At 34.9% G+C, this 22,794-nt stretch carries 22 protein-coding genes, 1 tRNA gene and 1 pseudogene; 12 read left to right on the top strand and 12 right to left on the bottom strand.

The genetic code is table 11. From position 1 onward, the window contains the following. Positions 1 to 143 precede the first annotated feature (143 nt). From prfB to GWJ01_RS07805, 3 genes are all read left to right on the top strand, one after another. A protein-coding gene (gene prfB / locus GWJ01_RS07815; RefSeq protein WP_099659329.1) for a peptide chain release factor 2 occupies positions 144 to 1,242 on the top strand; the annotation gives its coding sequence in 2 pieces (ribosomal slippage) (positions 144 to 218 and positions 220 to 1,242; 1,098 coding nt in all). Positions 1,243 to 1,250: 8 nt separating this feature from the next. Further along, positions 1,251 to 2,765, top strand: coding sequence for a lysine--tRNA ligase (gene lysS, locus GWJ01_RS07810; RefSeq protein WP_099659330.1), 1,515 nt, complete (start codon positions 1,251 to 1,253; stop codon positions 2,763 to 2,765). A gap of 191 nt (positions 2,766 to 2,956) precedes the next feature. Further along, positions 2,957 to 3,030 (top strand) — tRNA-Gly (locus tag GWJ01_RS07805). Between the two features lie 491 nt (positions 3,031 to 3,521). On the opposite strand, the gene GWJ01_RS07800 is transcribed toward GWJ01_RS07805, so the two are convergent. Continuing rightward, entirely contained in the window at positions 3,522 to 4,268 is a 747-nt protein-coding gene (locus GWJ01_RS07800; protein ID WP_109402582.1) for a methyltransferase domain-containing protein, read from the bottom strand. A gap of 10 nt (positions 4,269 to 4,278) precedes the next feature. After that, positions 4,279 to 4,536, bottom strand: coding sequence for a YjhX family toxin (locus GWJ01_RS07795; protein ID WP_099659332.1), 258 nt, complete (start codon positions 4,534 to 4,536; stop codon positions 4,279 to 4,281). A 271-nt stretch (positions 4,537 to 4,807) separates the two neighbouring features. On the opposite strand from GWJ01_RS07795, the pseudogene GWJ01_RS07790 reads away from it, so the two are divergent. Together GWJ01_RS07790 and GWJ01_RS07785 are read left to right on the top strand one after the other, a co-directional pair. Then, positions 4,808 to 4,930, top strand: a pseudogene (locus tag GWJ01_RS07790) (type IV toxin-antitoxin system YeeU family antitoxin); the annotation flags it as partial. Positions 4,931 to 5,647: 717 nt separating this feature from the next. Further along, entirely contained in the window at positions 5,648 to 7,198 is a 1,551-nt protein-coding gene (locus tag GWJ01_RS07785) for a methyl-accepting chemotaxis protein (RefSeq protein WP_109392908.1), read from the top strand. Positions 7,199 to 7,597: 399 nt separating this feature from the next. Here the strand turns inward: GWJ01_RS07785 and GWJ01_RS07780 are convergent, their stop codons facing one another. The 3 genes from GWJ01_RS07780 to GWJ01_RS07770 form a co-directional block, all read right to left on the bottom strand. After that, a complete protein-coding gene (locus tag GWJ01_RS07780; protein ID WP_109402581.1) occupies positions 7,598 to 7,801 on the bottom strand; it encodes a hypothetical protein in 204 nt (67 codons plus the stop codon). Positions 7,802 to 8,110: 309 nt separating this feature from the next. After that, positions 8,111 to 8,320 (bottom strand): sigma-S stabilization anti-adapter protein IraP, encoded by a 210-nt coding sequence (locus GWJ01_RS07775; protein ID WP_098942235.1) that lies wholly within the window; start codon positions 8,318 to 8,320, stop codon positions 8,111 to 8,113. A 530-nt stretch (positions 8,321 to 8,850) separates the two neighbouring features. Continuing rightward, positions 8,851 to 9,399, bottom strand: a complete 549-nt coding sequence (locus GWJ01_RS07770; protein WP_109392910.1) for an NADPH-dependent FMN reductase — start codon at positions 9,397 to 9,399, stop codon at positions 8,851 to 8,853. 438 nt (positions 9,400 to 9,837) lie between these two features. Here GWJ01_RS07770 and GWJ01_RS07765 point away from each other — a divergent pair, with 438 nt between their 5' ends. Beyond that, positions 9,838 to 10,329: a hypothetical protein gene (locus GWJ01_RS07765; protein WP_227003182.1), complete on the top strand. Its 492-nt coding sequence runs from the start codon at positions 9,838 to 9,840 to the stop codon at positions 10,327 to 10,329. A gap of 5 nt (positions 10,330 to 10,334) precedes the next feature. After that, positions 10,335 to 13,034 (top strand): sugar transporter, encoded by a 2,700-nt coding sequence (locus GWJ01_RS07760; RefSeq protein WP_161710944.1) that lies wholly within the window; start codon positions 10,335 to 10,337, stop codon positions 13,032 to 13,034. Positions 13,035 to 13,099: 65 nt separating this feature from the next. Here the strand turns inward: GWJ01_RS07760 and GWJ01_RS07755 are convergent, their stop codons facing one another. Beyond that, a complete protein-coding gene (locus GWJ01_RS07755) occupies positions 13,100 to 13,975 on the bottom strand; it encodes a T3SS regulon anti-activator ExsD domain-containing protein (protein WP_227003181.1) in 876 nt (291 codons plus the stop codon). An 84-nt stretch (positions 13,976 to 14,059) separates the two neighbouring features. Further along, the gene (locus GWJ01_RS07750) at positions 14,060 to 14,896 is read right to left on the bottom strand and encodes a helix-turn-helix transcriptional regulator (protein ID WP_109392914.1); all 837 of its coding nucleotides are present in this window, start codon (positions 14,894 to 14,896) and stop codon (positions 14,060 to 14,062) included. Between the two features lie 1,186 nt (positions 14,897 to 16,082). Here GWJ01_RS07750 and GWJ01_RS07745 point away from each other — a divergent pair. Both GWJ01_RS07745 and GWJ01_RS07740 read left to right on the top strand, forming a co-directional pair. Then, positions 16,083 to 16,598, top strand: a complete 516-nt coding sequence (locus tag GWJ01_RS07745; RefSeq protein WP_159363476.1) for a bactofilin family protein — start codon at positions 16,083 to 16,085, stop codon at positions 16,596 to 16,598. 81 nt (positions 16,599 to 16,679) lie between these two features. Next, on the top strand, positions 16,680 to 17,237 hold the full coding sequence (locus GWJ01_RS07740; protein WP_109392915.1) for a GNAT family N-acetyltransferase: 558 nt from the start codon (positions 16,680 to 16,682) through the stop codon (positions 17,235 to 17,237). Here GWJ01_RS07740 and GWJ01_RS07735 read toward each other — a convergent pair. Further along, positions 17,215 to 17,565: a nitrous oxide-stimulated promoter family protein gene (locus GWJ01_RS07735; protein ID WP_109402577.1), complete on the bottom strand. Its 351-nt coding sequence runs from the start codon at positions 17,563 to 17,565 to the stop codon at positions 17,215 to 17,217. The two genes, GWJ01_RS07740 and GWJ01_RS07735, sit on opposite strands and share 23 nt — an antisense overlap. Positions 17,566 to 17,743: 178 nt before the next feature. Between GWJ01_RS07735 and GWJ01_RS07730 the strand changes: the two genes are divergently transcribed. Then, the gene (locus GWJ01_RS07730; RefSeq protein WP_036934877.1) at positions 17,744 to 17,989 is read left to right on the top strand and encodes a DinI-like family protein; all 246 of its coding nucleotides are present in this window, start codon (positions 17,744 to 17,746) and stop codon (positions 17,987 to 17,989) included. Between the two features lie 132 nt (positions 17,990 to 18,121). On the opposite strand, the gene GWJ01_RS07725 is transcribed toward GWJ01_RS07730, so the two are convergent. Together GWJ01_RS07725 and GWJ01_RS07720 are read right to left on the bottom strand one after the other, a co-directional pair. Continuing rightward, the gene (locus GWJ01_RS07725; RefSeq protein WP_023581559.1) at positions 18,122 to 18,361 is read right to left on the bottom strand and encodes a YecH family metal-binding protein; all 240 of its coding nucleotides are present in this window, start codon (positions 18,359 to 18,361) and stop codon (positions 18,122 to 18,124) included. A gap of 111 nt (positions 18,362 to 18,472) precedes the next feature. After that, positions 18,473 to 18,688: a DUF465 domain-containing protein gene (locus GWJ01_RS07720; RefSeq protein ID WP_006533649.1), complete on the bottom strand. Its 216-nt coding sequence runs from the start codon at positions 18,686 to 18,688 to the stop codon at positions 18,473 to 18,475. A gap of 264 nt (positions 18,689 to 18,952) precedes the next feature. Here GWJ01_RS07720 and eco point away from each other — a divergent pair, with 264 nt between their 5' ends. Beyond that, on the top strand, positions 18,953 to 19,432 hold the full coding sequence (gene eco / locus GWJ01_RS07715; RefSeq protein ID WP_036912483.1) for a serine protease inhibitor ecotin: 480 nt from the start codon (positions 18,953 to 18,955) through the stop codon (positions 19,430 to 19,432). A gap of 88 nt (positions 19,433 to 19,520) precedes the next feature. Here the strand turns inward: eco and GWJ01_RS07710 are convergent, their stop codons facing one another. Further along, entirely contained in the window at positions 19,521 to 19,958 is a 438-nt protein-coding gene (locus GWJ01_RS07710; RefSeq protein WP_036934874.1) for a universal stress protein, read from the bottom strand. 536 nt (positions 19,959 to 20,494) lie between these two features. Here GWJ01_RS07710 and GWJ01_RS07705 point away from each other — a divergent pair. Next, positions 20,495 to 21,409, top strand: a complete 915-nt coding sequence (locus GWJ01_RS07705) for a cation diffusion facilitator family transporter (RefSeq protein WP_109402601.1) — start codon at positions 20,495 to 20,497, stop codon at positions 21,407 to 21,409. Between the two features lie 82 nt (positions 21,410 to 21,491). Here the strand turns inward: GWJ01_RS07705 and ghrB are convergent, their stop codons facing one another. After that, positions 21,492 to 22,451, bottom strand: a complete 960-nt coding sequence (ghrB, locus tag GWJ01_RS07700) for a glyoxylate/hydroxypyruvate reductase GhrB (protein ID WP_109392918.1) — start codon at positions 22,449 to 22,451, stop codon at positions 21,492 to 21,494. Between the last annotated feature and the right edge of the window lie 343 nt (positions 22,452 to 22,794).

The following is a 22,794-nucleotide window of genomic DNA, read 5'->3' as shown; positions in this document are numbered from 1 at the left end:
ATAAAGGGTAACGTTGTTATGGTAATAACTATCTGGTAGACAATTGTATATAAATGCTATAAACCCGCTGATATATCCGTTACAATATGCGGTTCAAAATTTATTCCAACTGTTTTTTGAAAACAACATAAAGACGAAAAAGTATGTTTGAAATCAACCCCGTAAAACACCAAATAGAAGAAGTCTCTGAAAGAACAAATGTTCTCAGGGGGTATCTTTGACTATGATGCCAAGAAAGAGCGTTTAGAAGAAGTTAACGCTGAATTAGAGCAACCTGATGTATGGAATGAGCCAGAAAGGGCACAAGCATTGGGCAAAGAGCGTTCATCTCTTGAGGCCATCGTAGAAACAATCGATCAGTTAGATCAAGGATTAGAAGATGTTTCTGGTTTACTTGATTTAGCGGTTGAAGCTGATGATGAAGAAACATTTAACGAAGCTATTGCTGAATTAGATGGTTTAAATAAAAAGCTTGAGCAATTAGAATTCCGTCGCATGTTCTCTGGTGAATATGATAGTGCGGATTGCTACCTTGATTTACAAGCAGGCTCTGGTGGTACAGAAGCGCAGGATTGGGCAAGTATGCTGATGCGTATGTACTTACGTTGGGCTGAATCAAGAGGCTTTAAAACAGAAATTATTGAAGAATCTGACGGTGATGTTGCAGGATTAAAATCAGCGACTATCAAAATTATTGGTGAGTACGCTTATGGTTGGTTACGTACAGAAACAGGTGTTCATCGCTTAGTTCGTAAAAGTCCATTTGACTCAGGTGGCCGTCGCCATACCTCATTTAGCTCTGCCTTTATTTACCCTGAAGTTGATGACAATATTGATATTGAAATCAACCCAGCTGATTTACGTATTGACGTTTATCGTGCTTCAGGTGCGGGTGGACAGCACGTTAACAAAACAGAATCTGCGGTGCGTATTACCCACGTTCCAACAGGTCTTGTCACTCAATGCCAAAACGATCGCTCTCAGCATAAGAACAAAGATCAGGCAATGAAGCAGATGAAAGCGAAATTATACGAGCTGGAAATGCAGAAGAAAAATGCAGACAAGCAAGTAATGGAAGATAACAAGTCCGATATTGGCTGGGGTAGTCAAATTCGTTCTTATGTTCTTGATGATTCACGCATTAAAGATTTACGTACTGGTGTGGAAACACGTAATACGCAAGCAGTATTAGACGGTGATCTTGATAAATTTATTGAAGCTAGCTTAAAAGCGGGCCTGTGAGGAAAAACATGTCGCAACAGCAACAAGGTGCGGAGCAGGCACCTGATTTAAATAACGAACTGCAAACACGCCGCGAAAAATTATCCGCTTTACGCGATAATGGTAACGCATTCCCAAATGATTTCCGCAGAGACGCTCTGTCTGACGAATTACATCAAAAGTATGATGCAATGAGTGCAGAAGAGTTAGAAGCAGCGAATGTGGAAGTTTCTATTGCAGGTCGTATGATGACTCGCCGTATTATGGGCAAGGCATCTTTCGCTACATTGCAAGACATGGGTGGCCGTATTCAGCTTTATGTTTCTCGTGATGATTTACCAGAAGGTATTTATAACGAGCAATTTAAAAAATGGGATCTGGGCGATATCTTAGGTGCTCGCGGTCGTGTTTTCAAAACGAAAACAGGTGAATTAAGTGTTCACTGTACAGAAGTGCGTTTATTAACTAAAGCACTGCGCCCGTTACCGGATAAATTCCACGGTTTAGCTGACCAAGAAATGCGTTATCGTCAGCGTTATCTAGATCTGATATCTAACGAAGAATCGCGCAAAACTTTCCAAATTCGTTCACAAGTTATGGCGGGTATCCGTCAATTTATGGTGAATAAAGGCTTTATGGAAGTTGAAACGCCGATGATGCAAACTATCCCTGGTGGAGCAAGTGCGCGTCCGTTTATTACTCACCATAATGCGTTAGATATCGATATGTATCTGCGTATTGCGCCTGAGTTATATTTAAAACGTTTAGTTGTCGGTGGTTTTGATCGCGTATTCGAAATCAACCGTAACTTCCGTAACGAAGGTGTATCACCACGTCATAACCCTGAGTTCACCATGATGGAACTCTATATGGCGTATGCAGATTATCGTGACCTGATTGAATTAACTGAGGAGTTATTCCGTACATTAACTGAAAATGTACTGGGTTCTTCGTTAGTGAAATATGGTGATCAAGAGTTTGATTTTGGTAAACCATTTGCCAAATTAACCATGAAAGAAGCTATCTGCAAATATCGTCCAGAAACTGCAATGGCTGATCTTGATGATATGGATAAAGCGGTTGCTATTGCTCAGTCTATCGGTATTAAGATTGAGAAAAGCTGGGGCTTAGGTCGTGTTCAATGTGAAATTTTTGAAGAAGTTGCTGAAAGCCACTTAATTCAACCAACGTTCATCATTGAATACCCAGCTGAAGTTTCTCCACTGGCTCGTCGTAACGATGATAATCCATTTATCACTGATCGCTTTGAATTCTTTATTGGTGGTCGTGAAATTGGTAATGGCTTCTCAGAACTTAATGATGCTCAAGACCAAGCAGAGCGTTTTGAAGATCAAGTTCGCCAAAAAGAAGCGGGTGATGCAGAAGCGATGTTCTTTGACCATGACTACATTACGGCATTAGAACACGGTTTACCTCCAACAGCTGGTTTAGGTATTGGTATTGACCGTATGGTGATGTTATTTACTGACAGCCATACCATTCGTGATGTTATTCTATTCCCGGCAATGCGCCCTAATAAATAATTGTTATTTTAAATAAATCCTTAATTTAACAATAGCATTAACGAAGAACAATATAGTTACAAGGCCACCGAAAGGTGGCTTTTTTGTTTTTAAAAACAGTGGGTTGTCTTTTTTGCGATGATTAAGTAATCATTTAAATAAGAAGGGGATTGTCGTTCAATTAGGGAAGCGTATAATCAAGAAAATCAATTGCGGGCGTAGTTCAATGGTAGAACGAGAGCTTCCCAAGCTCTATACGAGGGTTCGATTCCCTTCGCCCGCTCCAAACTCAAGTCTCTCCCGAAGTCTACCAAACTTAATTTTTCCTTGATAAATCAGCAGTTATAGCATTTTATTACTCTATTGAACTCGGGGGGATAATTGCCCCCTGCTATGCTTTTTTAACCCAAGATGAATTGCCAGAGTTTCTTTGTATTCTGAACACCTATGCCGGTAGGGTGCTTGCTAAAATAGCAATGCAATTGCTTATTTTGCTAGGAATCAAGGAAACCCGCCAGACCGGAAATGGTCTCTTCCTAGAATTTCAGATTGCCATCGCTGCAGTATGTACAATATTGATCACTGGCATAGTGTGCATCGGGTTCCGACATCGCATTCCTCAGGCCTAACAATACTTTTCGTGTTTTGACATATGATGTCCTTATGGTGATATCCTGATTAATAAACATATTAAATATGTTTTGTGCGGGTGATGCATCAGATCAAAGAAAAGGTGAAGCTCCCAGTATCTCCAGCCAGAAATACCGGGAACTTATTTTACCTGGCGATGAGCGCGAACACGCCCCAGCCAAAGTATTCTCTCGTGTACGTTACGTGACGTTTTGGCGAGATGTTTAGCTCGGCTCTGACTTCTGCTGCAAAGTCATCATCAGGATTGGCGTCCAGCCAGCGACGCATGGTCAGCCATTTCGCTGCCTCATACCGGTCCCAGCCTTCCTGATCTGCCAGTACCATTTCCACCACGTCATAGCCGAGGCCGTCGAACTCGCTGACAAGTCCTGACAGCGTCAGGAAATCGCTCGTCGAGCTGACGCCACAGGCTTGGGCTATTTCGTCTGATGCTGGGAACTGACGCCAGTAGGGTTCACCGATGAGCAGGATCCCACCTGGTTTAAGGCTCCGCGCCAGCAACTCAACCATTCCAACAAATCCACCGGCAATCCATGTCGCGCCGACGCAAGCGGCTACATCGCATTTTTCTTCTGCCACATACCCGGCGGCATCGTTATGAATGAAATGAACACGGTTGCTTACGCCGAGTTCTTCCGCACGCCGTCTGGCTTGCTCGCTGAACAACTGACTCATATCGATACCGACACCAGTAATGGCGTGATCACGGGCCCAGGTACAGAGCATTTCCCCCGAGCCACTGCCAAGATCAAGGATGCGAGTATTCGGCTTCATGCGTAATATTCGACCCAGTGTGTTGTACTTTTCGGGCGTAAAAGGGTTATGAATGCGGTGTTCGCTTTCGCTAATAGTAAAAATACGTGGGATATCCATGATCCTCTCCTTAACGGTTATCGAGCTGGGCGCGGACGTTATTCAGTCCGGTAGTGTTAATGCGATAAGGCTGACCGTTGACGGATTTGATCAGCTTTTTGGCTTTGAGTTTTTTGAAGACGGTGAGCGTGCAGTCGACAAGTAGCAGCCCTTCGCGACTGTAGCATTCAACGGCGGTGACGCGACCTGAAGCATCGCGGACGTGTGCAATACGTCCACCTTTGGCGAGAACGTGTAAGGTACGTTGTTCCTGACGGGATAAATTCATACTGGAAAACCTGTTTCATCATCATGTGTAAAACATGCAAACATACAGCGGTGTCCGCATTCGATTTTAGCGCATTGATAATCAGTCCGGCCTGTAAAGGTCGGGGAAACTGATTATCAGATGATGACATTCTCCAGCATCGAAGCCTCGGGTTGAGTTGAAAGGTATTTACGTGGTGAATGATATCACCTGTTTGTTATAAGTGAAAAGGGCGGAGTGATAAATGTGATCCCAAACAGGCAATAAAGAATCACCTTGTTTTGGCGCTTGTCTGGTACTGGAAGGAAACCGACTGCACTATCTGGCTGACCGAGCCAGCATTATCGGTGAATTCAGTAACGCAGAATTTTTGAAGTTGGATGAAGTATTCCCACGTTTTATCAGCCAGATGGAATAGATGTTGATGTTGACCATTGGTGACATCGATTCTCGTCATGCCAACGGCGTCGCCCTGAACCAAAGAAGCACAGCTTTGCTTCCTCACTCAAGGAAGGTAACAAAAACTCTCTTTCGTTATGGATTTAAACCTGATGGTGAAGTTTGTTTCGACGATATTTGTTTCCGCGCTTCAGATTATTTTTAGATAAAAATAGAATTATTTAATTTTATTTATATTAAATAGGTGAGTCAGGTTGTATCACCTCATGTAAACGCCTTCCTCCTAATATCTATAATCGCACCTACTTACTTAAAATAACTCGAGAGTAGCCACTGTGATAATCAAATAAATAGTATAAAGCTCAAATGCTAGTTAAGTGATAATAAGATTTATTATTGGAAGAATTTTTATTCTTTAAATAAATTATTAAAGAAAGTAACTATATAAACAATATAGTTATTATTTTATTTCTTTAACTATTATTATTCATTTTTATCACCACTTTATTTTAATGCTATGATTTTAAATGATTTTATATTTTCTTCATCAAGTTATAAAAAATGATATATAAGTAACACTTTTGCTTCTCCCCTCTAACTATTTTTATGTATAGAAAATTAAAAATAAATTTATAAAAAAAATTAGTAAAAAATTAAAATAAATTGAAAAAGTGTCGATAAGAGTACATTACGCCCAATTGGGATTACTTTATCTTGTTAGTTGAGAAATTCGATGCAGAAACTTCGTAATATTACTATTCGTCTGATGATGATAATCATTCTGGGGATATTATGTGTGTTATTTGGCAGTGTCAGTCTTTATAGCGCATGGTCACTATCACAAATATCTAAAGGCAATCAATCTGATAATCAAATAATAAAACAAATGGCTGCACTCAGTCAGGGAAATGATCAGTACTTTCGATTCACTTCTCGATTAAATCGTCTCGTTAAGGAGAAAGCAGAAGGCAAAAAAGTCGATTTTACACAAGCACAACTGGCGATGGAAAATATGGAAAAGCAGATTATATATATGAAGTCTGTTTCTCCAGGGCCGATGGATGCAAAAGTATCAAAAGAGCTAATGGATGTATGGCAAGCTCTTTTTGAGCAAGGAGTAAAAAAGCAGATGGAATTAGCGCTCAATGGCACCATTGAGCAATATGAATATCATGCAAAAAATGTAACACCTGCGTTGAGTCGCGAATTAGGTAATGTGAGTGAGAACTTTAATAATACTGCAAATATAAAAATTGATAGCACCATTGAAGAAGTGGATGAGCTTATTGAAGTGACACAAATTGTTATTATTATTAGCGCCATTTTAGGGGGAGTTATTCTGATCCTCACTGACCGTTATTTACTGGCAATGTTACAAAAACCACTTGAAAGCATTCGCCAACATTTTGTGAAAATTACAGAAGGCGATCTGAGTCAGTCCCTTGAGCCTTTTGGTAATAACTGTGCTGGGCGATTAATACCGTTATTAAATGATATGCAAAATAGTTTGCATGAAGCGGTAAGTACGATCCGAATGGGAAGTGAAAGCATCTATCGTGGTGCATCTGAAATTGCCAAAGGGAATAACGATTTGGCTTCTCGTACAGAAGAGCAAGCAACGGCATTAGAGCAAACAGCCGCGAGTATGGAAGAGATAACAGCTGCCGTTAACCAGAACATGGAACATGCTTACCAGGCGAGAGAATTGGCTGAAGTTGCATCAGTGACTGTTGAAAAAGGCAATGAATTAGCTGAATCTGTTGTAACAACAATGGATGGGATCTCTGATAGTTCAAGTAAAATTGCAGATATCATCGACGTTATTAATAATATTGCGTTTCAAACAAATATACTTGCTTTAAATGCGTCAGTAGAAGCGGCAAGGGCAGGAAATCATGGGCGAGGATTTATGGTTGTCGCCAATGAAGTGCGTAATTTAGCAGGAGATAGTGCCAAAGCCGCTAAAGAGATTGAAGTGCTTATTGCTGACTCCACTACGCGAGTAAGAAAAGGTGCAAGCTTAGTCAGTGATATGGAAAAAACGATGGAAGACATTTTGACGGGAGTTAAACAGGTAACGTCAATAATGAAAGAAATCACTAGTGCGTCTGAAGAGCAAAGTAAAGGTATTGGTCAAGTGAGTGTGGCTATTACTCAAATGGATAGCGTAACACAACAGAATGCCTCTTTAGTTGAACAAGTTTCAGCAGCAGCCATTTCATTAGAAAGACAAACCGAAGAATTACAGCTATCGGTACAAAAATTCAATCTAGCTAATCGTTGATATAGAAAAAATTGATAAAGTATGTGTCTAATGTGGTAAGTTTTTACTCGTTAGACACAAAAATATAATAAATCTAAAGGTTAAATTTTTATTATTCTTGTTTTTATTTAACAGTATAAATAAGCTTAACTTGCTCATTGATTGAGTGTTAAAGTGGTTATGTTTTATTATTTTCATCATGTGAAAAAGAAAATTATTATCCAAATTAAACGTTCTATAAATAGCAATGTTATTTTATTTATATTCAATAAATTAAAAAGTACTTTCCATTTTAATTTTCATAATCAATCAGTGATTATGTTAAAGCTTGAAGCGATTAATTTTTAAAGATGTAGATATAAATCCTCTCTAATATAAATAATAATAAAGAGAGGGTGATGAAGAATAGTGTCTCAATGCTTAGAGCATTTTTTTTATATATTGTTCTGTCTTACTTATAACATCTTGGTATTGAGGGTGATCGATATAAGCATCATTGATGGTCTTATGTACATCCTGGATCACTATTTCTTTTTGTTTATCTGTCAAAGTCAATAACAAGGCTTTCAAAATTACTTTTACTGCCGCAATTTCATACTCTATATTGACAACTTTTTTTTCCATAAGATCCTCAAAAGAACGACAATTTATTGCTGTGTGATAGATTATTTTTCATATTAATTAATTGTTTAATTAAATCCAAGAAAAAATTAAATTGATAAAAGAATATGCAATTTTATCAATTTTTTATTAAAACAGTAAATATGAGGATATTTTAGATGTGGAAAATAGACATTCAGTAAATTTAACTTAGTGTTGTATTAATGAAAGAAAAATCACAGTGTATCCTATATAAAATAATCAATAGGATGCTATTAGCACCCTATAAAATTAGGGTGTAAACTTAATAGCAATAGCAAATAATCGTTTTCATTAGGCTTGGGTAAGTTTCTTCACATATTGCTCAGTTAAGTTAATAACTTCATTGAGCTGAGGGTATTTGTTTGATGTGTCCTCAAGCACTATAGATATATTGCCCAACATATCCCTTCGTTGTTTATCACTTAGTGTGGAAAGTAAAGATTTGATAACAATTTTTAGAGCAGCAATTTCGCATTCAATTTCTTTTAAATTTTTATCCATGATTTACCTGCCAGTATTTAATGGATGAGTAATATAGGTAATTTTTTTGTTTATCACAATTGTAGATGCATATTATTTAGATGTGTATCGCACATATTTAGATATGTATCGCACATTATGATGGCTAATGTTCTAGCCTAATATAAATTATTAAAAATAATTATCAAATTGTAAATTTTATATGTGGTAGTAAGTTGAAGTCTTATTGATATTTTCTGGCTTTAGGGCTAATAAGATAAATGATTGAAATTGATCTCGGATCTAGTTCTATTTAAATTTATTTATTTTTGTTTATATAATAAACAATTCTTAATGGTTATAATAAAAAATATCTTTTAATGATAATCTATTTTTGTCTTGTGTTATTTAATAGTGAAGTAAACAAGGATATTGTTACTCTTTACCTATGAAATACTAAAATTTTTATTTACCAGTAGAGATATTATAACCAAATAAATTACATTAACTTTGATGATAAAAAAGAAAAAGAGCTTATGTTTTTTACATGAAGCTCTTTTTAGCTTGTTGGATTATTGATTATTTTGCTTCACAAAAGCAACGTAGGCATCAATCCAGTTTTGCATAAAAGTTGCTGTTTTCTCTGAAAACTGTCCATTTTCAACCATGCCATCATACCATTTTAGATAACATTCTGGTTGATTTAGAGTTGGCATATTCAAGAAGGCTAACGAATTACGTAAATGCTGTTGAGCTATTGCTGTACTAATATTACCAGTTGAAACCCCAATAATACCTGCTGGAATTTTATCCCAAGCATTTGTCCCATAAGGGCGAGAAGCTTGGTCAATAGCATTTTTAAGCACACCAGGTATTGAACGGTTATATTCAGGGGTGATAAAGATGATGCCTTGACATGCTTTTATTTGTTGTTTGAAATCGACAACAGAAGAAGGGGTATGACTGTCATCGTCTTGGTTATAGAGAGGGAGAGTACTAATATCGATAAACTGATAGGTAAATTCTTGAGGAAATAACTTAATTAAGGCATGTGCTGTTTGTTTATTAAACGAATCTTTTCTTAAACTACCGACAACGATACCAATTTTAAAATGACTCATCTTAGTTCTCCTATTTTTAAGGATAAAATGAATACCAAAGCTTATATTAGATATTCATTTTTTGATTTTATCTCGGTATTAAAAAACAGCAACAAAATATAAGAGTATTTTTCACACGTAAATTGCGTAAATAAATGATAAAATTAGTATTATTATTTATATTATTATCTGGTATTATTCCATCAATATAAAAAACGATCAGTTTATATGACAACATTTTTACTAAATAAATCCGATATTCAAGATTTGATGCATTTAGTGTGATGTAAGTAGTATTTTAAGAAAAAATAAATGAAATGATAGGCACACTCATTGCAACCAAGGGTGTTAGCTTATTTATTTAGTATGCAGTAGGTAATAGAAAATTATAATAAAATGGCTTAAAATGCGACAACTCATATGCTCTTATTTAAGACTGATCGGAATTAAGGAAAAATGATGTCCTTATTACAAAATAAAAAGAATGTCCTCGCTGTATTTATGGCAACCAGCGTCCTCGCCCTATCAGGGTGTGCGTGGACTGATCACTCTCGTCCAATTGAAACGCCAGCGCCAGCACAAACCACACAGCCTGTAGCAACTGCTCAACCAGCGGCTGTTGCACAACCGCTTTCTATGGCACCAGCTGCAGAGCCTGCTGATAGTGGCGTAGATGCAAGAAAATTGGGACTGGCACCGCAAAGTGCTTGTATCAAACAACTTGATTCTTTGAAAACTTTTTCTCCATCTGATTATCAATCGATGATGAGCTCATTTAAAGAAATTAGCGAAATCAATGCGATGTACCGTAGTGTTCAAGGTACAGCAAGTAAAGATAGTTTAGATTTATTAAAAATGAGTATTGAATCAAAAACAGAAGTTTTATGTGCAAAAGTTCGCTATTTGTCGATTATGTCAGTTAATTCGACATTAAAAAAATTAGGTGAATAATTACTATGAAATTAAAGCAGAGTGTTTGTCTCGCTTTTATGCTGTTTCCAACACTGTCGTTTGCCAATAATGAGTTTAATTCTGTTATTGAAGATTTTGACCGTTATTTTGAAACACAAAAGCCAATTAAAATTGAGCCTAAAACATCTGCTACAATTTCATCGTCAACGAGAACCGGTCAGGCTAATCGTGGAGTAAACCGCACCACAGCGACTCAACAAACAAAACCAGAGCAACGAGTTAAACCTTCTACGCCAGCTAAAACAGATAATCAGGCAGTCGAACTTGTTAAGACTCCTGATATCACGCTGGCAGAAAATTGCCCTGTGTTACCTGCTGATTATTCAAAATTAAAGAGTGACTATACTCGTTATTTAACTCCGTTGCTTTCATTTATTCCGATTAAACCGCAATTTACACCAGAGGATCTTAATCGTTATAGCTACAGAAATAATGCAACGGTTTATAACCCATTAGCTCTGTATTCGAAAGAGAGTTATGCAAGGCCTCAACGTAATGACAATTTCTTGTTAGATATTATTCCAGGAACATTTTATTCTGTTACGGCCATTCCTTTCCACTTTGCATATCATTTCAATCGCTCTGTACTCGATCATAAACAACCTCTTTTTAATAAAGAGCTATTAAATCGTTTAGCAGATACGAGAAATAAATACCAAACGCTATATCAAAAATACACTGAGCAGGTAGCTATAACAAAAGAGCATTTAGAAAAACTTCAAAATGCGAATAGCCAAATTAAACAACTTGAATTAACGCTGGCTGAAACAGAAGCAGAATTAGCGACGGCGAACAACTTGCTTACTGATGACACGTTAAAACAGGCTGTAGCCAAGCTACAGAGTGATTTAGATACAATAAAAAAAGAACGTGACTTATTAGTTAAGCAACTAGCCGAAAAAGAGAATGTATTACAGGCAACAACAGTAAAAAATACAGAGTTAGCAAAACAGCAACAAGATTTTGAGCAACAAGCGGGGATACTTAAAACCTTAGAGGCGAAATATACTCAGCTTGAACAAGAAAAAGAGCAATTACAATCTCAGTATCAACAGGCTCAAGCTCTGTTAAAAGATGATAGTGCCAAAAAAGAGATTGATAAATTACAGAATTCACTTGAAAGCATAAAAGTAGAGCAAGAAAAGCTAATAAGTCAGTTGAATGAAAAACAGATATTGCTTGCTAAAATTGAACAAGAAAAAGAAGCCATACAAGCTCAGTATGTCGAATCTCAGCAATTGCTAAATGATAATAATAAGCAAAAAGAACAAGAGTTAGATAAATTAGAAGCAGCAAAAAATCAAGAAATAACAGTGCTAGAAAAGTCGTTATTAATAATAACGGCCGAGCAAGAAAAATTAACCAAACAACTTTCAGATGTACAAAATCAATTAGCAACGATAAAGAAAGAGAAAGAAGATGTGCAGACTCAGTTTGCACAGGCTCAACTATTGTTAAAAGATGACTCTGCGAAAAAAGAGATAGATAAATTACAAAGTACATTATTGAAGATCACATCAGAACGTGAAGATTTATCTAAAGAGCTTGCATTAAAAGTCGCAGAAGCAGAAAAGCAACAAGATACAAATAGCAAACTTGTTGAAGAACAACGCAAAGAAATAGCACAACTAAAAACACAAGTTGAAAAAAGTAATCAGGAACAAACTCAACTTAATAAATCGCTTTTAGCTGTTCAACAGCAAAAAGAGCAAGTAGATGAAAAACTAAAAGAGATCCCAGAATTAAAAGCACAGTTAGATAACAAGGTTACGGAACTTGCTGACTTGAAGAAGAGTTTATCTGCTGGCGAAAAAGCCGTTGATAATTTAATTACTGATAAAAATAATCTGATAGCTAAATTAGAGAAAGCGCAAAGTGAGCTATCGAATAAATATCAAACATTAGATGCACAATTTAAAGAGAATAATATTGCACTAGCTCAAGTCACCACGAGCAAAACAGAGAGTGAGAAAACTTTAGCATTGTTAGAAAAACAACTCACTGAAAAGCAAAATACAACGGATAAATTGAGTGCTCAATTAGCTGAAGCAAAAGTACAATTAGAAAAACAAAATACAGAAAATGCACAGCAAGTTAGTATGTTAAAGCAACAACAAACAGAATCTATTGCTAAATTAAATGAGCAAATTAAAGCAAAAGATGCTGAATTAGCAAAAGTTAACACAGATACTAGTAAGATTTTAAAAGAGAATAAAACGCTAAAAGAGCAGCTTGAGAAAATGGCAGGTGAAGGGCAAATGATTGCCGGGCAACTTGCTTATGCTTATTCAATTATTGGAAAAGATAATGCCCAGCGTAATAAATCCATTTTATCTGAGATCCAAAAACAGAATTACGTACAATATGACGATAACACCTACTTTAAAATATTAAAACAGGGTAAGCCTGTGGTTTCAATAGCAGGTAAAACCGTTGTATTTACAATGCATGAAGAGTTAACTGATGGCACTGTAACTCTTAATTATGATAAAGCTAAGCCACTTATTTTACCTTACCGACAATTGCCGTTACCACTGAATACCTTTATTGCAAAAGCAGGTATCAATGGTAAAGCCAAAATTTATATAAAACCAGGTGGCGGTTATGGGAAGAATGGTGTGCCAGGACAAGTGCCACCAGAATCCATGTCCATAGTGACAATTGAGATCTTAGATATTAAATAGAATAATTAATAATTATTAGGTAACATCAGCTCTTCTCTTTTATTCAGAGAAGAGCTGATATTTTATTATCGCCATAAAAATTCATCGTTCTTTAGACAAAGTTCTCTTTCTAGTAGCCAATCTTTTAATTTCTGGCAGTTTTCAGGATATTCTGGAATCCTATTTAAAATCATCCATAATGGTTTTATTAATTCAGAATTTGGCATTATTTTTTGGATATAATCTAAAGTGTTATTAATTTCAACATTAAAGATAGGCTCATTTTTCCAATTATCGAGGAGTAATTGGATATCTTTTTGTAATAAGTCATTGATAACAATTAGTCTGACTGTATCCGCATTAAGCTTAATATTGATATCATCTAAAGATAAAAAAGGATCACTTTTATTTGATAGTTGTTTTTCTTCAAATGACTTAATATTTTCACACTGTTTAATTTGAAGTTCGAGCTCTCTTTTAGTTTCATAAAGTGTAAAAAGCTGGGGAGTAATGTGTTGAGCCCACCAAATAAAAAGCGGTTTTATTACGGCTTGAATTAAGCGCATATGTTCATTGATATTGACTGTTGCTCTTAATGATTTATCCCAATCTGCTGGTGTTATTGTTGAATGTGGCTGTTCTGCATGAAATGAATGTGCAAAATTAATAACATCACGTACTTCTTCTTTAGATATAACAACAAAACAATATTTTTTTCGTAAAAACCAAGTGGACTGTAATAAACTGTCTAAGCTTTCACGGCACAAAACACGGGATAGTATTTTTATTTGTTGCTCATTAACATCATATGCAGTAACGATATTTTCATTAGAATGAAAAGAAAACTGTAGATTAAACAAGTTATCTACAGTTTCTTCATTGTTGGGTGCCATTATTTTTTTCAGTAAGGCTAAATAGTCATAATAATGGGCTTTGGTGCTATATGTATTTTCTTTTATCACGATATACAACTCACTCATAAGAACAAATTTTAAGTATTCTAACTATGAATGACTTTTAGATATTATGATATTCAGTCGGATTTTTTATAATTTTGATCTGAGATTTCTCGCTTTACTAGGTGTCATATTAAAACGACGATGATAGCTTTGTGTAAAGTAAGACTGACTTGAAAAGCCAGATTCCATTGAAATATCAACAATACTCATTTCAGTGGTTAATAGTAGTTGGTGTGCATAAATAATTCGTCTTTCACAAATCCATGTTCTTGGCGAAGTACCATAAACATGATTAAAAAGCTCTTTAAACGTAGTTAATCCCATTCCAAATTCACGAGCAAATTGTTTAAGCTTCCAATTTTTTAAATGATTTTTTTCCATAAAAATCTTTAAGCGATCAACTTGACGATGGCTAAGTTGGCGCAATAACGCCATTAAGTCAGAACCTTGATCAGTTGAAAGTAATAGAATTAAAAGCTCTTCAATGCGCAATTGTATGAAGGCTTCAGGGCAAGATTGAATAGTAAGATATTCAAAGCCATTACTACAAAATTGAATAAGAGGTGAATTTTGAAAACAAATAAAGGCACTTGAAAATTCTTCGTCTCTTTCTATTTGGCACAAGATCTCATTGTACTTAGACATGAAATCTCTTAAAAAATCATCAGAGAGTGGGATACAAATAATATCGGTAGGCTCTGTACCTTGTGTTTTTATCGTATAGTTACCTTGTTGTAGAAAAAGAACTTGGTTATCACTCACCGTCACTGTATCAGTGCAATTTTGCAATATAAGTGCATTTTTTCTGATAAGAAAAAGCGCTTTTTGTTCATTTTCTAGTATTTGGTATTGTGGATAAAAATAAGATTTTTTCTGAATAGCACAATCATATTGATCGTTTTTTTCATATTGTATTGTATTCATGGTTCGCCCAAAATTATTATATAAGTATCACTGTATTTTTATAAAAATAAATAGAAGAATATTTATAAAAATACCTCTTTATTATTGAGTGCTATTAAAAATAAAAAAGAGACTATTTTCTTCAATTTGATGTGGTTTTTTTTTAGATATTAGGCATTACATTTTGTTTTACTAATTTAAGATAAGTTATTTTGTTAATTTAAAGACATTCCTTATAAATTGCAAAAAGAAATTAAATACGAATAAATTCTTTTTCAAGGTGATAGCTAATAGTACATGTTAGAATGTAATTAATAATTTACATTTTATATTTATTTGAATAAAGTTATTATATAACAAAGGGTTGTTATCGTTTCTTCACTTTACAGTGTAAAAAAATAATAAGTGCATTTTAAATGTTAATTTTATTGTAAAGTGTTTTGTGTAATTATTATGAAAAATAATTGTTATAAAGAAATTAAAAAATAGAGTGTAAAATATAAATAAAAAGAAGATTAAAATTGAATGATAAATTGATTTCTAATGTGATTTTAACGTGAGTTATCATAACGATGTTTTTTCTTTATATGGAGTAGGCAATAAATTATAAACAAAAAATAAAATACAAAAAAAATCACTATTTATTTGTTATTTTAAATTTTATTTTTATTGATATTGTGATGATGTTATCGTTTTTTTTATCAAAATTTAGATTGGATGATATTTTAAATGTTGAATTTTTTTGAATGATTTTTCATGAAAATACGGGATAGAATGTGAAATGTTAATTTTTAATAAAAAATATTTATCTAAATAGACTGGTAATCATCACTATTTATTCACATCAAACGTAAATTATTAAAATAGTGATTTTATCACTTAATTTAATTAAATCTTATTTCGGTCAAGGAACAAATCAAAAAACTAAAAGGTAATAATAGCCTTATTGCTGGCATTATGCTTGCCATCTATTTATTAGAATGGTGAATGCATAAGTGTATTTATTGTCAGGGAGGTAAGGATATAGCTAATTATGGAGAATAAGCGAACACTGCGAAATATTATATTCAGCGGGATATGGATCATTTGGACTCTTGCATTAATTGCCTTTTGGCGTTATCAGATGGCAGGAGAGTTTTTGATTATTCTAATCCTAATTTTTAGTATTATTATTTATTCTATGACGTTGAGGTTAAAAAAAGCCGCTATGTTTAGTCGTAAAACTGAAACACCAAAAGCAGCAGAGCCTGTTGCACCAGTAATAACAGAAGAGAAAAAACCGATGCCAGAGCAAAAACTATACACGATTATTGCAAAAGGAACGGTATTCCAAGGCGATATTAATGTTGAAGGCGATATCCAAATTTGGGGTAAAGTAGCCGGCAATATTAATGTCAAAGATGGCGTTATTCGTGTTATGCATGCGGGACAAGTTGAAGGTGAATTAACAGCACCTGATATTATTATTGATGGTTTTGTAAAAGGCATCTGTGCTGCAAATAATTTAGATATCTTAGAACACGGTGAATTACGTGGTACTAGTCGTTGTGGCAGTATGTCTATTAAGCGTGGTGGTATTTTTACTGGGCAATCAGAGCAAGTTGAACATCAAGCTAAATCAGTTGCTCAACAACGTGTTGTTTCAATAAAAGAAAGCTCTAATGCAAATAAAGATAAAGTTGCTACTCCAGTAGAAAACCAACTAAAAGAAAATAAAAAATAAAGTACCATTTTTCTTTTCATTGTTCGTTGCTTATCCTATTTTATCGCTATTGTCTTAATTTTATATAAATAGAGAATAACGATGAATTTAGATACTCCCAGACTACACCTAAGAGAATGGCGTGAGAGTGATAAAGCGCCATTTTTTTCTGAAATTAACTCTTCACCTGAAGTGATGCGCTATTTTCCTTGCACTTTATCTCAATTAGAAAGTGATAATATGGTTGAGACTATCCGCAAAAAATTTATTCAGCAAAATGGATGGGGAATGTGGGCTGTTGAATTAAAAGAAACTCAAGAATTTATTGGCTTTGTGGGGTTAAATATTCCAGCAGCGCCTTTGCCATTTAATCCCTGCGTAGAAATTGGTTGGCGGATTGCGCAAAAATTTTGGCGAAAAGGCTATACCTATGAAGCGGCTTTAGCTGTATTTAAATATGCGTTTGAAACGTTGGGATTAGAAGAGGTTGTTGCTTTTACCGCGGTTTCAAACCTTCCATCTCAAGGTGTAATGCAAAAACTAGGTATGCATCAATCTGATAATTTCTTTCATCCAGCATTAGATAAAGCACATCCTCTCGCTGAGCATGTTTTATATCGCTTGAAGAAGTCTGATTTTACTTTTCAGTCGAACGAATAGTCCGTTTTTTTTCAGGAAGAGGAGGAACGGGTTTTTTATCATCAATAAGATGGCGTATTGCTAAGATTGGATGATAAATCAACATTCTTGGACCAGCCCATCGCATGATCTGTTTCATCACTTCTCGTTTGGCTGGTTGATAGCAATGAATAGGGCATTGTTTACAGGCAGGTTTATCTTCACCATAGCGACATTTATCTAATCGGTTATAGGAATAATTGATTAATTGTTGATAATAATCTGAGTCAGCTTCAGGATGCGAATGAGCATAGAGGTGCACCATTTTTTGAATGGTTTTTTTCTCACGATTTATTCTTTTTCCTGACATATCTTCCTCTCTTAGTAATATGTTGCATTTATTATGCATCTTATCATTAAGCCGATAGAGACGCTAAAATATTATTTAATGCGTAATCATAAAAATTATGTCAAAAAGACTTTTCTTTTTTCTTAGAATATAATACTGTATTTATATACAGTTTATTTATCTTTAAATGGTGAAACCAATGCGTGTGGAAATTTTATTTAATAAACAATCTAAGATAACCGACTCATTATTTCCGCTCTTAGAACACGAACTGAGAAAAAAGATCATTCCAGAATATCCAGATATGCAGTTTCGTATTGCCTTTAGTAGCATGAACTCGATTCAAGTCACTGGCATAAAAGATGAAACTAAGCATGAACACATAATGGAACTTATTCAAAGCGTTTGGGAAGATGATGGTTGGTTGCAAACAGACGATGAATAAAGTGCAGTAAAAATTTAGTAAATAAAGTAATTACGATTGTCAGAATGAATTGGCTTTTTACTTGTTTATATAAAAAGCCAATGACATAGAAAAGGAAATCACTGGCAATCGGGCTTTAAAACTGTATATCTATCAATGATGACAAATCTTATTTTCACTCGTTGTAAATCCACCCTCTGCTGGAATAAATTTACCTTTCCTTTCTAAGAAATCAACTAATTCAGTCGCTGTCATATTTTCAGCTGAGCACGTATGAAAACGTGAGTCATTGCCGAATTGTTTATGGATAGCATCAATTAGCGATGTTTTAGTAAATGCAGTCTCTGAAGAAAGGATCATTTGTAAAACTTCATGACCATGTATTGATGACATATTGAGTACCCTAAAAAATAAAAGATATATTAATTATGCATCTTTATGAGAGGGTATCTTTGTTTTTAATCATAAAAAGCGATGACATTATATCATCGCTTAAAAAGAGCCTTATTTTTCACTTCGCTGAAGTATTTTTTGCATTTCATCTTTAAGGTGAAGCTTTTCTTTTTTTAGTTTGGCAACTTCGTCGTTATAGCCAGCTCCGTTTGGACCTTCTAGTTTAGCAATTTCTTGATCGAGTCGATGATGTTTATCGTAGAGAGCTTCAAAGCGGGGATCACTATTTCTTAATTGAGAAACAAGGGATTGTTGATCTGAGAACATATAACCTCCTATGAAAAGAAATTGGGTCTCTATTTCAGTATAATCATAGATTGGTTAGCTGCATGGTAGAGCATCACAAATTTACATTTCATGAAAAAACGTGATTTTTCTTTTTAAAACATTCAGAATTATCCACTCATAGTATTATTTACTAAGATGTTAGCATTCAAACACTAAAAATATTAGTATTCGGATAACGAGTAATAAAAACATCTGAATAATTTTGTTAACGGCGAAGTGTTCGCTGTAAATATGGAGAGAGTGATGAACAAAGTAATATTATCTTTAGTAGCAGCAATGTCTTTATCTGCGTGTGCACAAGCTACCGACAGTTTAGATAAAGTTGCACCTTATCCTAAGGCTCAAGAAAATCAAGTTCGTCATGTTATCGAGTTAGAGAAAAAAGATAATGAAAGCAATTACCAAGTTGAATTAATTATTGGTAAAGAACTGAAAGTAGATTGCAATCATCAGTGGTTTGGTGCGGATTTAGATGAAAAGAATTTAGAAGGTTGGGGTTATAGCTATTATGTTGTTGGCGATTTAAATGGCCCAATGTCAACAATGATGGGATGTGCTGACAATACGAAAAAAGATGCCTTTGTACAGGCAAATATGGGATCAGATGCCTTTATTCGTTATAACAGTAAATTACCTATTGTTGTTTATGCACCAAAAGATGTTGATGTGAAGTATCGTATTTGGTCAGCAGCTGAGACGACTCAAGATTCAGTTAAAAAATAACGACCAACTTTATTTAGAATAGATCACAGTTTATTAAAAAGCCCTTTGTTGTTGAGACAAAGGGCTTCGTTGTTATTTTAGCTAGATATTAGCGAATAACTAAAACTGACATTTTGGCATGGCGTACAATTGATGACGCTGTTGAGCCTAATAAATAAGAGGAAACATTAGGTCTATGTGATGCAATCGCAATTAAATCAGCATCAATGTGGCGGGCATATTCTAAAATTTCATCTTTTGCGTTACCAACGCCAACATTACATACAATTTGCTCATCAGGAATTTTTGCATCTTTAATCATTTCTTGTAGTGCAACAAAAGCAAGACGAGTACGTTCTGACGAATCTTTGAATTTTTCAGGAATTGCAGCAAACTCGATACCAAAGAAAAGTTCAGCATTAGGAATAACGGTGAGGAAGTGGATCTCAGGTTTACCCACCTTTGCTATTTGTTCAATGTGAGCGATCAGTTCCTGAGAAAGTTCATCTTCTAAAATATCAATGGGAACTAGGATTTTCTTATACATTACAAACCTCACTTAGCGTTAGTTTAAAATATTTACCATTATCGCTTAATAGTAAAAAATAGCTGTGATCTGTGTTTTAAATAAGAGTGAGAATGATTATTTACTGCTTTAGATTATTAAGCATTAAAAATTAAAAACAGACTGAAATAATATTAACAATATAATGAAAAATAAGTTATATACCTTAACTTGTTGACAGAAAAGCACATTAATAATGTCGCATTAAAAATAAACTTCTCTTTTTTTCATTAAAAATAGAAAATGCATAAAAGAATGATTATCAATTATATTATTGTTCTGTATCTATAAGATTTTATTGATAAAAATAAGAGACAGAAAGATTTAAATATGGCATATTAATAGGCAATGGCATCTCAATATGATGTCTGGACAGCAATCTTAGTCCCTAAACTGGATTGTTATTCAGAGTCGTCCTTTATCCTCACCAATGAGTTATGGAACCTGAAATAACCTATGGAACTCTATTTATCTATGGTAATAGAGTAGGCTATTTAAAACCAAATAAGATTATTATTATGACACATAATCACATTGATGATATTGAGTTAGATCGGGCTGATAATAAACAGTCTGAAAAATTTAAGGCAGCTAAAAAAAGCACGTTAGTGAGTGTTTTTGTCAATATCGTTTTATCCATTTGGCAAATTACAGTGGGCTTTTTCTCACACTCTCAAGGTTTAATTGCTGATGGTATTCACTCGCTTTCTGATCTTATTGCTGACTTTGTTGTTTTAATTGCCAATAAAGGTAGTCAGAAAAAACCAGATGCGGATCATCCTTATGGGCATTTTCGCTATGAAAATGTGGCATCACTTATTCTTGGGACTATTTTATTAATTGTTGGTTTAGGAATGGTATTTTCTGCTATTCATAAAATTTTAGATCCATCTACTATTCCTGAAGTTCATAGTGTTGCTTTATATGTGGCTTTACTTGCATTAGCGGCTAAAGAAGGATTATTCCGCTATATGCTTGTGGTTGCAAAAAAAGTGGACTCAAATATGTTAGTTGCAAATGCTTGGCATGCGCGTTCTGACGCAGCTTCTTCATTAGTTGTTGCAATTGGTATTATCGGAAGTTTGGCGGGATTTAAATTTTTTGACCCATTAGCAGCATTAATTGTCGGACTATTTGTCGGTCGTATGGGATGGCGTTTTACTTATCAAGCTCTGCAAGATTTAATGGACAGAGGGGCAGATGAAGAAACGCTAGAAGAGATTAAACAGATGCTGGTTTCAACACCGGGCGTGCAAGGCGTTCATGATTTAAAGACTCGTCGTTCAGGTGATTATTTACTTGTAGATGTTCATCTTGAAATCCAAGGTGACCTCACTGTCAGTGAAAGTCATGAGATTGTTGTAAATGCACGTAATAAGGTCTTGCAAAATAAAGAGATCCTGAGTGTGATGGCGCACGTTGATCCCGCTTAAACTTATTTGAGTACCTAATAAAAAAGGTAATGATAGATTTTCATTACCTTTTTTTGTATCTCAAAAAGCACTTATTACCACTTTAGAAATTGACGCAGTTTTCTTTTATATTATTACTCAGTGCCGCAATCAGATTATCTACTGCACATTCAGCCATCGCATAGCGAGTCTCTTTTGTTGCAGAGCCAATATGCGGAACAGCAACGACATTCTTCATCGTTAATAAAGGTGAAGATGAAGATAGAGGCTCTTTTTCAAAAACATCCAGCCCAGCACCAGCGATCTCTTTTTGTTCTAATGCACTGATGAGTGCCAATTCGTCCACCACAGCTCCGCGCCCTGCATTAATTAAATAAGCATCAGGTTTCATCATCGAAAATTGTTTTTCACCCATTAAATGATGCGTTTCTGGTGTTAATGGTAACGTGATACATACGAAATCAGATTGCTGTAATAAGTCTTCTAAAGAGCAATGCTTTGCAGAAAATTTATCGTTCACTTCTGTATATTCTGTACGTGAATGATAAAGAATATTCATATTAAAGCCAAAGTGTGCACGTTGTGCCAAAGCTTTTCCTATTCGACCCATACCAATAATGCCCATGGTTTTATGATGAACATCAGTACCGTACCAATCAGGAGTGATACCTTTAACCCATAAACCTTGTTTAACATTATTAGCAAGTTCAGGAACACGTCTTGCTACGGCAAGTACTAATGCCATCATGGTATCTGCAACGGTATCTGTTAACACGGTTGGAGTATGCATTAGTTTGATATTACGTTTGGTGAGTGCATTAACATCAACATTATCATAACCAACAGAAACCGTTGAAACGGCTTTTAAATGAGGTGCTAGGTTAATAAAGTTTTCATCAATATTGCCACCAGCACCTAGTAGTCCAGAAGCATTGGCAAGTGCGGAACGAAAATCATCAGATTCTAAAGAGAGAGTTTTAAATTGTTTGATATCAGCAAAATCAGATAGTTTTCTGTACAGTTTTTCAGGAAGATCTTGGTAGAGCAAGACAATCGGTTTCATTATGTTCTCCATTCGATACTCGTCATACTTCGATACTTGCCATATTTCAAGCTACAGCGTTGTTGGCGCACTAGTCTATGCTCCTAGCGACTCATTCACTTGTTGCTGCCTAGCTGTGACTTGAATTATTTAGAGTATCTATGCAATAAAACACTTATTAAACTGCAAGTATTTATTGAGAGTGTTCTTACTCCGCTTAAACATATTAGCGGGGAAGTTAATAAGGTATGATAAAACGTATTGAATGTCAGTTTTATCATGTAATTAAGTAATTGATTGGAATGTAATCGTTTACTTTTAATGGGTGTTATTTTGAGTGATGAAGAGGCGGGGGGTATTACGT

It is taken from the genome of Proteus sp. G2618 (assembly GCF_009915995.1).
Taxonomy (GTDB): Bacteria; Pseudomonadota; Gammaproteobacteria; order Enterobacterales; family Enterobacteriaceae; genus Proteus; species Proteus terrae.
Note: the sequence above shows the minus strand (reverse complement) of the source record. Positions and strands in the feature narration are given on the sequence as shown.